The 12,442-nt window shown below is 61.9% G+C and carries 13 protein-coding genes; 7 read left to right on the top strand and 6 right to left on the bottom strand.

The window, feature by feature from the left end; all coding sequences use genetic code 11:
- Positions 1-56: 56 nt before the first annotated feature.
- Complete coding sequence (locus SULPSESMR1_RS06250; RefSeq protein ID WP_240311226.1) at positions 57-1,268, top strand: cytochrome P450; 1,212 nt, start codon at positions 57-59, stop codon at positions 1,266-1,268.
- Between the two features lie 38 nt (positions 1,269-1,306).
- Positions 1,307-1,993: a M48 family metalloprotease gene (locus SULPSESMR1_RS06245; RefSeq protein ID WP_089420041.1), complete on the top strand. Its 687-nt coding sequence runs from the start codon at positions 1,307-1,309 to the stop codon at positions 1,991-1,993.
- On the opposite strand, the gene SULPSESMR1_RS06240 is transcribed toward SULPSESMR1_RS06245, so the two are convergent.
- The 6 genes from SULPSESMR1_RS06240 to SULPSESMR1_RS06215 form a co-directional block, all read right to left on the bottom strand.
- A complete protein-coding gene (locus SULPSESMR1_RS06240) occupies positions 1,990-2,529 on the bottom strand; it encodes an RSP_2648 family PIN domain-containing protein (RefSeq protein ID WP_089420040.1) in 540 nt (179 codons plus the stop codon). The genes SULPSESMR1_RS06245 and SULPSESMR1_RS06240 overlap by 4 nt on opposite strands.
- Positions 2,530-2,545: 16 nt before the next feature.
- Complete coding sequence (locus SULPSESMR1_RS06235; protein ID WP_089420039.1) at positions 2,546-3,778, bottom strand: RSP_2647 family RNA methyltransferase; 1,233 nt, start codon at positions 3,776-3,778, stop codon at positions 2,546-2,548.
- Between the two features lie 38 nt (positions 3,779-3,816).
- Positions 3,817-4,512, bottom strand: coding sequence for a DUF6778 family protein (locus SULPSESMR1_RS06230; RefSeq protein ID WP_089420038.1), 696 nt, complete (start codon positions 4,510-4,512; stop codon positions 3,817-3,819).
- 176 nt (positions 4,513-4,688) lie between these two features.
- Positions 4,689-5,564, bottom strand: coding sequence for a calcium-binding protein (locus tag SULPSESMR1_RS06225; protein ID WP_089420037.1), 876 nt, complete (start codon positions 5,562-5,564; stop codon positions 4,689-4,691).
- Between the two features lie 123 nt (positions 5,565-5,687).
- Positions 5,688-5,960, bottom strand: a complete 273-nt coding sequence (locus tag SULPSESMR1_RS06220; RefSeq protein ID WP_089420036.1) for a hypothetical protein — start codon at positions 5,958-5,960, stop codon at positions 5,688-5,690.
- Positions 5,957-8,740, bottom strand: a complete 2,784-nt coding sequence (locus SULPSESMR1_RS06215) for a glutamine-synthetase adenylyltransferase (RefSeq protein WP_089420035.1) — start codon at positions 8,738-8,740, stop codon at positions 5,957-5,959. Before SULPSESMR1_RS06215 ends, SULPSESMR1_RS06220 begins: the two co-directional genes overlap by 4 nt.
- A 100-nt stretch (positions 8,741-8,840) precedes the next feature.
- Here SULPSESMR1_RS06215 and SULPSESMR1_RS06210 point away from each other — a divergent pair, with 100 nt between their 5' ends.
- The 5 genes from SULPSESMR1_RS06210 to SULPSESMR1_RS06190 all read left to right on the top strand — a co-directional run bounded on the left by SULPSESMR1_RS06210 (position 8,841) and on the right by SULPSESMR1_RS06190 (position 12,400).
- Positions 8,841-9,305: a YbaK/EbsC family protein gene (locus SULPSESMR1_RS06210; protein WP_089420034.1), complete on the top strand. Its 465-nt coding sequence runs from the start codon at positions 8,841-8,843 to the stop codon at positions 9,303-9,305.
- Positions 9,306-9,450: 145 nt separating this feature from the next.
- A complete protein-coding gene (locus SULPSESMR1_RS06205; RefSeq protein WP_089420033.1) occupies positions 9,451-9,861 on the top strand; it encodes a DUF2852 domain-containing protein in 411 nt (136 codons plus the stop codon).
- Positions 9,862-9,926: 65 nt separating this feature from the next.
- Positions 9,927-10,364 carry an RDD family protein gene (locus SULPSESMR1_RS06200; RefSeq protein WP_089420032.1) on the top strand — a complete coding sequence of 146 codons (438 nt, stop codon included), beginning with the start codon at positions 9,927-9,929 and terminating at the stop codon, positions 10,362-10,364.
- A gap of 81 nt (positions 10,365-10,445) precedes the next feature.
- Positions 10,446-11,261, top strand: a complete 816-nt coding sequence (locus tag SULPSESMR1_RS06195; RefSeq protein WP_089420031.1) for an arginyltransferase — start codon at positions 10,446-10,448, stop codon at positions 11,259-11,261.
- A 77-nt stretch (positions 11,262-11,338) separates the two neighbouring features.
- Entirely contained in the window at positions 11,339-12,400 is a 1,062-nt protein-coding gene (locus SULPSESMR1_RS06190) for an NAD(P)H-dependent flavin oxidoreductase (RefSeq protein WP_089420030.1), read from the top strand.
- Positions 12,401-12,442 lie beyond the last annotated feature (42 nt).

The following is a 12,442-nucleotide window of genomic DNA, read 5'->3' as shown; positions in this document are numbered from 1 at the left end:
GGCCGCCCCCAGTTGGCACTACCTTTCCGGTCCCTTTGCGCCGGTTTTCGCAAGTCATGGACCAGCGTATAATTTCTCTTGGCGAAGATCGCGGCACACCGTACCGTGCCGCAATGTCAGACGCACCTGTGACCCATATCAATCTGGCCGACTTCGCCGCCGATCCCTATCCGGTGCTGGCAAGGATGCGTGCCAGAACGCCCGTCACATACGTGCCCGAACTGGGCGCCACGCTGATCACCCGCCGCGACGACGTACACACCCAAGAAAAGCGGACCGATGTGTTTTCTTCGCGCCAACCCGACGGATTGATGACGCGCCTGATGGGCGAAAACATGATGCGCAAGGACGGCGAGGCCCATATGGTCGAGCGCAAGGCGCTGTTTCCCGCCCTCAGCCCGCGCACCGTGCAGGAGCATTGGAAGCCGATCTTTCACGCCGCCGCGCGCCATCACATCAAACGGTTGATCCCGCGCGGGTCGTGCAATCTGGTGACCGATTTCGCCATGCCGGTCGCGGCCTCAGCGCTCAAGGCGATCACGGGGCTCGAGGCGATGACCGATGCCGAGATGGACAGCGTCAGTCAGGCAATGATCGACGGCTGCGCCAATTACGCGGGCGACAAAGGCACCGAGAACCGCTGCAAACGGGCTACGCGGTTCATTGACGATCACATCAGCGATGCGAGACAAGACCCGCCTGCCCGTTCGGCGCTGCACGTCATGACCGACGCAGGCCTGCCCGATGACAGCGTGCGCGCCAATATCAAACTGATCATCTCGGGTGGCCAGAACGAGCCGCGCGATGCGATTGCGGGCACCGTCTGGGCACTGTTGAAACACCCCTCGCAACTGGCAATGATCGAGGACGGGCGTGCCACATGGGCCGATGCCTTTGCCGAATACGCCCGCTGGATTTCGCCCATCGGCATGTCGCCCCGTCGTGTGGCGCGGGCCGACACCGTGCTGGGCGTCACCTTTGAACCGGAGGACCGCGTATTTTTGATGTACGGCTCGGCCAATCGGGACGAAGCGCATTTTACCGTGCCTGACAATTTCGACATCACCCGCAACACCCAGCCCGCGATCAGCTTTGGCGCGGGTCCGCATTTCTGCGCAGGGGCCGCCGCGTCGCGCTGCCTGATCACCGAAGTGGCGCTGCCGCTGGCATTTACACATCTGAAAAACCTGCGTCTGGCGGGCGATGTACCGTTCACCGGCTGGGCCTTTCGCGGCCCTGTCAAAATGCCGGTCAAATGGGATACGTGAACATTGCCCTTGGCCCCTGTCCGCCCCATATCTAGAAGATGTTAAAGTTTACCCCGATCCTGCTGGCGGTTCTGTACGCCCTTGTGATGTACCGGTTTTCGATCTGGCGGCTAAAAGGCGAGCTGGACCGGAAATCGACCGAACTGGCCGACCCGATGCTGCGCACGCTGTGCAACCGGATGGCCGCAGCGCTGGATCTGCCGCGCATTCGGGTCCACATCTACGAAGTCGCCCCGATCAACGGGCTGGCGGCCCCCGACGGGCGCATTTTTATCACACGCGGATTCTACAATGCGTTCCGAGAGGGCAAGGTGTCGGCGGACGAACTGGCCTCGGTCATTGCGCACGAGTTGGGGCATGTGGCACTGGGACATTCACGCCGCAGGATGATCGACTTTTCAGGGCAGAACGCGCTGCGCACGGCAATGGCGATGGTGCTGTCACGGTTCCTGCCCGGCATTGGCGTACTGATCGCCAACGGGCTGACCAGCCTGCTGGCCGCACGCCTGTCGCGGGTGGATGAATACGAGGCCGACGCCTATGCTGCCGCCCTGCTGACCAAGGCGGGCATCGGCATCGCCCCGCAAATCAGCCTGTTCGAAAAGCTGGAGGCATTGACGCAAAGCAATTCGGGCGCAGCACCCGCATGGTTGATGAGTCACCCCAAAACCGCCGAGCGGATCGCGACCCTGCGCACGCTGGACGCCAAATGGGCGCGCGATTAGCCGAGCGCCTTGCCGATCCGTGGCAGTCGCGCCTTTTTCATCAGCGCGCGCATGGTCCAGTCGGTGCCGGACATGGCCCGCGCCTGATCCAGTACATATTTGGCCACATCCTGTACAACTTCGGGCCGGTTCTGCCAGACCTGATGCAAATAGCCGTCGGGATCGATCCGGCCCAACCCCTCTTCGGCCAGAATATTGCGCGGAAAATCCTTGGCGTTCAGGGTCATGATCACATCGGATGATCCGGCAATCGCAGCCCCCAGAACGTGAATGTCATTGGCGTCGGGCAGCCAAAGACGTTGTAGCAATCCCGCTGGCGGGGTGACACTGGCGCGGGGCCATTTGGCCTGCAACACCGCTATCTCGCCACGCGCCTGCGCCTCGCCCTCTGGCCCAAGCCGTGCAGCCGCGCGCGCCCATTCCTCTAGCAGACGCGGCGACCATTGCGGTTCGAACACGCCCGCAGATGCGACGCCCAGCACCATTTCCCGCATCACGGTGGGATAAAGCACACAGGCGTCGATCAGGATTTTCACCGGGGTCCTTCGCCGTTTAAAGTCGGAAAAACAACGCCTTGAGATAGCCGCTTTCGGCCAGCGCAGGCAGCAAGGGGTGGTCCGGTCCGGCAAAACCGGTGTGGATCAGCGACGCATGGCGCCCTGCCCGCCCGATACCACGCACACAGGCAGAACGGAATTGTGTCAGGTCGGCCGCATGCGAACACGAGCACAACACCAAAATACCGTTCTCGGCCACCAGCGGAGCCGCCAGACGCGCCACGCGTTCATAGGCACGCAAACCGGGATCCAGCGCCTTGCGGGACGGGGCAAAGGCGGGCGGATCGCACACGACCACTTCGAACGGGTCAACCTGTCCTTCAAGATCGGCCAGCACTTCGAACGCGTCCCCCTGACGGGTGTCAAATTTGGCAGCAACACCCATCGCGTCGGTACCGGCGCGTGCCAGTTCCAGCGCAGGGGCAGACCCGTCAACCGCCAGCACATGCTCTGCTCCACCAGCCAAAGCCGCAAGGCCAAAGCCGCCGACGTGGCTGAACACATCCAGCACCCGCGCGCCCTTGGACAAACGTTTGGTAAAGGCGTGGTTGGGCCGTTGGTCATAGAACAGACCGGTTTTCTGGCCCGTTGTCAGGTCGGCCATATAGGTTGCGCCGTTCATCGGCACCGCCACGGCGGCGTCAGGCTGGGTGCCCAACAGCACCTCGTTAAGGTCATTCAACCCCTCAAGGCTGCGGGTTCGGCCACCGGCGTTTTTCAGGATGTTGGTGCAGCCCGTGACTTCGGCCACGGCGGCGGTCAGGTCGGCAATCATCATCTCCGCCCATGCGGCGTTGGGCTGGATCACGCATGTATCCCCGAACCGGTCGATGATCACACCGGGCAGCCCGTCGGCTTCGGCGTGGATCAGGCGGTAATAGGGTTCATCGAACAGTTGCGCGCGCAGGATCTGGGCGCGGGCCAGATGTTTGACCAGCCATTCGCGGTTGATCTGTGCGGCAGGATCGCTGTCCAGCATCCGCGCGATGATCTTGCTATCGGGGTTGACGGTGACCACGCCCATCGGCGTGCGGTTCTCGTCCACCAGTTCGGCAATGGTGCCGGGGGTCAGACCACGGGTGCGGCGGTCGGTGACCAGTTCGTTGGCGTAAACCCAAGGAAAGCCGTGCCGGATGGCACGGGCGTTGGCTTTGGGCAAAAGGCGGACCACTGGACGGTCGGATGGACGGTCGGCGGGGGCATCGGAATGCAATGAGGGCGCTGTCATAGCGCCCTCATACATGGATATTGCGGTGAATTGGAAGATCAGAGTTTGTTGACGACCTGCATGAAACCCAGTTTCGGGTTCTCGAAGCCCTCGACGCGGGTCATTTCCTGACGCAGCACTTCGGCAAGGTGGGCGGTGATGCGCACCTTTTGGGTCTGGCCACGGGATTCGGCGTTGATCGCCTGTTGACCGCCAAAGGCCTTGAGGTCGGCTTTGACGTGATGCGGCGCGCCGATCAGCGCACCGGTGGCGGCGTCGCGCAATTGCATGTCAAAGGCGATCGAATGGACGCCGCCCACGGTATAGCGGGCTTTTTCGGTCAGCGCATGAAAGCGCGACACGGTGATGTCCAGCACAACGGGATGGCCACTGCCCATCGTGGCGGCGCCGCGTTGCAAGGCTGTCTCGAAGATGGCTTTGACCTGCGCATGACGGTCCCCGATGGGATCCTCGCGCCACACGATATCGCCAGAGGGGTAATAACGGTTCGCCTCGGAGACTTTCAGCGACTGTGGCACATGCACGTTGATTGCGGTGATGTGCATGGCAGGCGTCATCCCTTGTGGCTGCGCCGCCGGGGGATCAGCCGAAACCAGCGGCACTGTGTCAACCGGCGCGGCCGCAAAGGCCGGTGCGGCCTCGAACGGTGCGTTGCGTGTTGCGGTTTCGATGTTCGCGCAGGCAGACACCATAGCGCCCAGCCCTAGCAAAGTGATCAGTCTCATCAGTTTCATATCTGTCTCCGGTGGCACGTTTCTATGCTCGACCTGTGTGCCTTCGAGATATGATTGCCCTGCAAATCGGGCGAGAATGCGTCTTTAATGAAGAATTGTCGTGAATTGTTAATGGCGACAGGGATTGTTTCGGATGGGGCATATTACCCGCAGCCAAGGCGCGCGCCGACGGGTGTCTAGCCGATCAACACCACGTTCATTTTAGAAAAGGCAGTGTCGTTGATGTCCAGCACTGTCGCCACGGGGATTTCGTTGAACAGGACGGTGGCGATATTGGTGGTGTCATCATGCGTCAGCGTGATATCGGGTGAATCCTCTTCGGCAGAGCGACCGATGAAAATGGTCAGGGCATCCTCGTCAGGGTCAAAGTCCGTGATGGTCACGGCCTCTCCGATCCGGTCTTCTTTCACCCAAAGGTCAAAGTAGTCGGCACCGTTGCCACCCGTGGCTGTGTCGCCGTCGTCGATCAACAGCGTATCGCTACCCCATCCACCGTCGACCGTGTCATTGCCCGGATTTTCACCGTAGTCGCGCGCATCAATAAAATCACGTCCTGTGCCACCGTGCAAAACGTTCGAACCCTGCGAGTCTACAAGCGTGTCCGCACCGGCACCGCCGCTAACGGTATCGTCGCCCGCCATCGGCAGTTGGTCTTCCAAGGTCCAGACGTTCTCGCCGTATTTATCGTCGCCCTCCCCCAGCGAAACGCTGTCGTCGCCTTTCCCACCTGTGACGCTATCGTTTCCGTCACTGGCTTCAACTGTGTCGTCGCCCTGTCCTGCGTCGATCGTGTCGTCGCCGCCGTTTGCCTTGATGATGTCGTCGCCGTCAAAACCGGATATGGTGCTGCCCGCATCGGTGCCAACCATCAATTCGGCGTTTTGCGTCCCTTCAAAGACGCCGCCGCTGGTTTCACTTTCTTCAAGCAGGTCAAGATCGCGTTCAGGAGAGGGTTCGGGGACGTCTTCCGCAGCATCGCCGCTGTCGTCATTTCCGTCCGCGATGAAAAAACCCAAGGCCAGTACGGCAGGAAGAAAAAACAAAGCTAACATTTAACAAATACCTTTTCGGGGATTGGGTCAGGAATCGCCAACCGCGCCGCTGAATTGTGGCAAAAATGTAGCGGCCCCTTCAAGGCTGTGCAAGGGCAACACCGCGTTGCACTGTGCTGCGCTCTAGTCCCGCGCCCTGCTGCGCCAGCCGCCACGGCGGCGCGGTTTGTCCATTGCCGCCAGCCCTTCGGTCATCACCAGCGTCATGGGGTGATCCGGCCTGTTGTCATATTGGATAAGCAGCGCCTGCAATGCGATGCGCGTATCGGCATCCACCGGCAGGCTCAGCGCCCAATCCAGAAAGATGCTGCGACATTCCGAGGCTGTGATTCCGTCGATGCGAAAGGCCTCAAGTATCAGTCCCTTGGGGTCGTTGTGGTCACCCTTTTGCGTCATGGCTCTTTCGCTTCTATCAGGGCCGCGTCTATCACGGCGGCAGCGGCGGCGGTTGTATCCTTGAGTGCACGCGCGAGCGTGGCAAGGTCGGGTTGGTCGGTGATGCGCAGCAAAAACGTGACCCCGCCCTGCCCCAGCGCGTCTGTGTCCAGCGGCGCCTGCGTCAGCAGGCGCACAGCGATTTGCATGTCAAAGCACAACCGGTAGGCGCGCAGCAACGTGTCGGCAGCGGCCCGATCCCACAGGCCACACGCCACGCCACCGGCAACCCCGCTGGTCACGCTGCGCGCCAGACGGTGCGACAGCAAGCCGCCCGCCTGGGCCGCCAGTTCGATGTCCTGCATCCGGCCCTGTCCCAGCTTGGTGTCCCACGGGCCGCCGGGCTGCTTGGCCGCAGCGATCCGCGCGCGCATGTCCGCCACGTCCCGCAGGGTGTCGGCAGTGTCGCGCGGCAGCGCTAAAAGGCTCTGTCGGAAATCCTCGATATCGGCGATCAGATCGGGCGGACCTGCAATCGCGGTGGCGCGGGTCAGCGCCAGATGTTCCCACGTCCACGCCTCTTTTTTCTGGTATTCCTGAAAGCTGGCCCAACTGGTGGCCACAGGCCCCTGATTGCCAGAGGGACGCAGGCGCATGTCGACCTCGTACAGCTTGCCCTGCGCCGTGCTGGTGGTGATCGCGGTGATCAACGCCTGCGTCAGCCGCGCGTAATAGGGCCGCGTGGCCAGCGATTTGGGACCATCCGAGGCATCAGCATCCAGCGGGTCATAGATCACGATCATGTCCAGATCCGACGTGGCGCTTAGCGTTCCGGCCCCCAGCGACCCCATCCCCAACACTGCCGCGCCCCGTCCCGGCGGCGGGCCAAAGCGGCGGGAAAATTCGTCTACCACCACCGGCCAGAGCGCGCGCACGCAGATACGCGCCAAATCGGAATAATGCATGGCCGCAACCTGCGGCGTAATCACCCCGCGCAGCAGATGCACACCGATGCGAAAATGCCATTCCTTGGCCCAGCGGCGCACGATATCCAGCTTGGATTCGTAATCCGCCTCATCTTGCAGCGCGCTTTCCAGATCGCGCTGCCAGTCGTCTGTCTGTGGCCATGCCTCGAAGAACGCGCCGCCAATCACCGCATCAAAGACACCCGCATTCTGGCTGAGGTGACGGGCCAGCGCAGGGGATGTTCCAACGATGTCGATCAGCAGATCAACCAGTTGCGGGTTCGCCTCGAACAGCGAAAACAGCTGCACGCCAGCAGGCAAACCCGCCAGAAACCCGTCCAGCGCGCGCAGCGCCTCGTCGGGCCGTGCCGCCCGCGATAGTTTTTCTAGGAAAACGGGCCGAATTCTTTCAAACACCGCCGCGCCCCGCGCATTGCGCAAGGCAGGGTAAGTGGGCCAGCGGTTGGTGATCGACAGATCAATATCAGGCACGGTGCCTTGGGTCTCGGGCGGTGCAGAGGGCGCGAAAAACCCTTCGGTGTCTTCATGCACGGCCTCAAGGCGGGTGCGCAGGTCGGCTTGCAGGCTGTCAACATCGGTGTCCATCATCGCCGCCAGACGGGCAAAGCCCTTGTCGGTGGCGGGCAGCCGGTGCGTCTGGGCGTCGCGCACCATCTGCAAACGGTGTTCGACCGTGCGGTGGGCACGGTAATGGTCGGTCAGGCGCTCTGCGACTTCGGCAGGAATCCAGCCTTTTTGCGCCAGAACCTCCAGCCCCGACACCGTACCACGCACCCGCAGATCGGCGTCGCGCCCGCCTGCGATCAACTGGCGGGTCTGGGTGAAAAACTCGATCTCGCGAATACCGCCGCGCCCCAGCTTCATGTTGTGGTCGGGCAGCGTGATCGGCCCGCCCAACCCCTTGTGTTCCCTGATCGCCAGACGCATGTCATGGGCGTCCTGAATGGCGGCAAAATCCAGATGCCTGCGCCACACGAAAGGCCGCATCATGGTCAGAAACCTGTTGCCCGCCGCAATGTCGCCCGCTGCCGGCCGCGCCTTGATATAGGCGGCACGCTCCCATGTGCGGCCAAGGCTTTCGTAATATCGCTCGGCGGCCTCCATCGACATGCACACAGGGGTGACAGCCGGATCGGGGCGCAGGCGCAGGTCGGTGCGAAAGACATAGCCTTCGCCGGTGATGTCATTCAGCGCCGCGCTCATCGCGCGCGTGGCACGCACAAAGGCGGCGCGCGCCTCGTGATAGTCAGGCGGATCAAACCGCGTTTCGTCGAACAGGCAGATCAGGTCGATATCCGAGGAATAATTCAGCTCGCCCGCACCCATCTTGCCCATCGCCAGCACCACCATGCCGCCCGCGTCTGCGATGTCATCCACCCCCAGACCCGGCAGCTTGCCACGCTTGATCTGTGTGGCAATGCCCGCACGCAACGCCGTATCGCAAGCCGCATCCGCCAGCGCCGTCAACGCATCGGTTACCTGCTCCAGCGGCCACACGCCGCCCAGATCGGCCAGAGCCGTCAACAGCGCCACCCGCCGCTTGGCCTGCCGCAAACCGCTCATCAGATCGCCCTGCTCTAATGCGGCCACAGTCTTTAATGTATCGGCAAGCGCCACCTCGGGGTCTTGCAACGCGCCGGAAATCCATCCGGCCTCCTTTTCGATCAGCCCCGCCAGATAGGGGCTGCACGCAGCTGAACCCGCCAGCAGGTCGGCCTGTTCGGGTGTCACATCTGTCACCCGCTCGCGCGCCTCGGCGCCACGGTCGGGATCAAAAGCACGCGGTATGCGCAGGGGGATCAGGGGATTGGTCATGGCCCCACTTTGACCGCTGCACCCGCCGCGTCAATGGGGGGCGGGCACGCAATGATTTCAGCCCTTGCACCCTGACGCCCCAATTGCCACTTATACCCCCATGAGCAAAAGCCTGAAACGCGTCCGTGCCGCCCTCGAGGCCGCCGGGCTGACACCGCAGATCACCGAAACCGCCCTTGCCCGCACCGCGCAGGACGCAGCCGACGCTGTGGGCTGTACGGTGGACCAGATCGGCAAGTCGATCGTATTTCAGGGCCAGACCAGCGGGCGTGCGGTCTTGTTCGTCACCGCAGGCGGCAGCCGCGTGGATCCGGCCAAGGCCACAGCACTGGCAGGCGAAGAACTGGGCAAGGCCGACGCCACCCTGATCCGTGCGCAAACTGGCTTTGCCATTGGCGGGGTATCGCCCGTGGGCCACCTGTCACCGATCCAGTCGTTTTTCGACAAACGCCTGCTGGATTTTGACGTGATCTGGGCCGCAGCGGGCACGCCGCACCATGTTTTCGCCGCCGATCCGGCCGAACTTGCCAAAATATGTGACGCACAAATATCTGATTTTACATAAGTATTTCAGATAATGTAAAAAACGTTCACATAGACCCTTGTGTCGTCCGCCAGAATACCCAAATTGATTGATGTGAAAGACATTCACATTCCGGCACACACCAAATCAAACCGGGATTTTACGTTGATGATGAAAGGTTCACATAATGACAACTGTTACTGCACCTGCTTCCTCTGCTTCGAACCCCGGTTGGTTCGCAAAAGCCGAAGGCTGGCTGGATGATCGCGGCAAAGGCGCATGGATCGCCCTTATGGTCCTTGGCTTTGTCTTTTTCTGGCCCGTCGGCCTTGCAACCCTGTTTTACATGATCTGGAGCAAACGTATGTTCAACAAATCCTGTTCGTCCCGCCGCATGTCCCGTTCGTTGAATACCATGCGCTCTACCGGAAACTCGGCGTTCGACAGCTACAAGGCTGACACGCTGCGCCGTCTGGAAGAAGAACAAACCAACTTCGAGGCCTTTCTGGAACGTCTGCGCGACGCCAAGGACAAGGCAGAGTTCGACCAGTTCATGGACGAACGCGCCAAGCCCGGCAGATCCGACGCCGACGCCTGAGCGCCCCTGACACCACGGCTGGCCCTTCTTGCGGGGCCGCCCCACCCCAAGCACAGAAGGCTTGTATGACCTATTCCGCCGATCCGATCACCGACCCGAAGTTTTACCGCGATGTCACGTCAAAACGGTTCATGGCGTGGATCGTCGACACCATCCTTGTGCTGGTGCTGGCGGTGATCATCGTTCCGTTCACCGCCTTTACCGCGTTGTTCTTCTTTCCCATTCTCTATGCCACCATCGACTTTGCCTATCGCACGATCACCATTGCCAACAGCAGCGCAACGCTGGGCATGCGGCTGACAGCGATCGAGCTGCGCACTGATTCAGGCGCGCGTCTGGATCTGGGTCAGGCATTGATCCACACGGTCGGCTATTACCTCAGCTGGGCGATCTTCCCGCTGCAACTTCTGTCGGTGATCTTCATGTGCGCGTCGGCCCGTGGCCAAAGCCTGACCGACATCGCCCTTGGCACGGCAGCAATGAATCGCCGGACTTTGCGCTGATTGTTGTAAACCTTGAATCGAAGTGGCTCTTGTCACACGTTTCTGGGCGGCTATCATCTGCAAAAACCAACGGGATGTTTCATGCGCCACTCGCTGCCTCTTGCTCCGCAGTTCTATGTTACCGCTCCGCAACCCTGCCCCTATCTGGAGGGCAGGATGGAGCGGAAACTGTTTACCGCCCTGCAAGGTGAGAGCGCAGGGCGACTGAACGACAGCCTGTCGCATCAGGGCTTTCGGCGCTCGCAAAATGTGCTGTACCGTCCGTCCTGCACCGATTGCGCTTCGTGTCTTTCGGCGCGCATTAATGTCGCCGCCTTCAAACCCAGCAAAAGCCAAAAGCGCACCCTGCGCCGCAACGCCGACATCAGCCGCCGCGTCACATCGCCGTGGGCCACCGAAGCCCAATATGATCTGTTCCGCCACTATCTTGACAGTCGCCATGCCGATGGCGGCATGGCTGATATGGACGTCTTCGAATTCGCCGCGATGATCGAGGAAACGCCGGTGCGCAGCCGCGTCATCGAATACACCGGCATCGACAACGACCTGATCGGCACCTGTCTGACAGACGTTTTGTCGGACGGGCTCAGCATGGTCTATTCGTTCTACACTCCTGACATGCCCCGCCACAGCCTTGGCACCTATCTGATCCTCGATCACATCGCCATCGCCCGCGAGGCAGGCCTGCCTTATGTCTATCTGGGCTATTGGGTGCCGGGCAGTCAGAAGATGGGCTATAAATCCAACTTTTCGGGGCTTGAAATCTACGTCGGCGGCAAGTGGACCAAGCTGAAAAACCCCGAGGATTACAGCCCGGACACGCATCCGCTGTCCTCGGACCCGATTGCCGAACAGGTCGCCAATATCTCGCTGCCCGACAGTCGCCCGGCCCGCTGATCCATCCGCAGGACATCTCGGCCTTGTACACCCATATCGCTGTGGCCTGCGCTCCCTGAACAAAGAAAGCGACCCCGATGGACCAGCAAAACGCCCCGGACATCCTGACACGTCTCAATATACGCGCCCCGATCATTCAGGCCCCGATGGCGGGTGTATCGACCCCCGCCCTTGCTGCGGCCGTTTCCAACGCCGGGGGCTTGGGCTCCATCGGTGTCGGCGCCACTGATGCCGCTGGCGCGCGCGCGATGATCGACGCCACCCGCGCGCTGACGGACCGCGCCTTTAACGTCAATCTTTTTGTCCACGCCCGCCCTACGCCGGACCCCGCCCGCGAAGCTGCATGGCTGGACGCCCTGCGCCCGCTCTTTGCGGCCTATAATGCCAAGCCGCCCGCTGCGCTGCGCACCATCTACCAAAGCTTTGCCGACGATGACGCCATGTTCGAGATGCTGTGCGACACCGCCCCGCCCGTGGTCAGCTTTCACTTTGGCCTGCCCGACGCGCGGCGTATTACAGCCCTGAAGAACGCGGGTTGCACCCTGCTTGCCACCGCCACCAATCCCGCCGAGGCCCAAGCCATCGCAGATGCCGGTCTTGACGCTATCGTGGCCCAAGGCTTCGAGGCTGGCGGCCACCGCGGCATGTTCGATCCCGAGGCCCCCGACGATATGCTGGGCACATTCGCCCTCACCCGCCTGCTGGTCGAAACCTCCCCCCTGCCGGTGATCGCGGCGGGCGGAATCATGGACGGCGCAGGCATCCGCGCGGCCCTGGACATCGGCGCAATCGCAGCCCAGCTTGGCACCGCCTTCATCGCCTGCCCAGAAAGCAGCGCCGACGCGCCCTACCGCGCAGCGCTGGCCGGCACCGCGGCACAGCACACGATCATGACCCAAGCCATATCCGGTCGTCCCGCCCGCTGCCTTGCCAACCGCTTTACCGCTTGGGGGGCACAAACCACGGCACGAACCCCGGACTACCCCATCGCCTATGACGCTGGCAAAGCGCTCAACGCCGCGGCCAAAGCCGCAGGCGAACACGGCTTTGGCGCGCAATGGGCCGGACAAGGTGCCCCCCTGCACCGCCCCATGCCCGCTGCCGACCTGCTGGCACTGCTGCATCAGGAAGCCGGCTAAGCCCGCTTCTTTTGGCCACAAATATCCCGGAGGTCTGGAGGC

It is taken from the genome of Pseudosulfitobacter pseudonitzschiae (assembly GCF_002222635.1).
Taxonomy (GTDB): Bacteria; Pseudomonadota; Alphaproteobacteria; order Rhodobacterales; family Rhodobacteraceae; genus Pseudosulfitobacter; species Pseudosulfitobacter pseudonitzschiae_A.
This window is presented reverse-complemented; position numbering and strand designations above follow the sequence as displayed.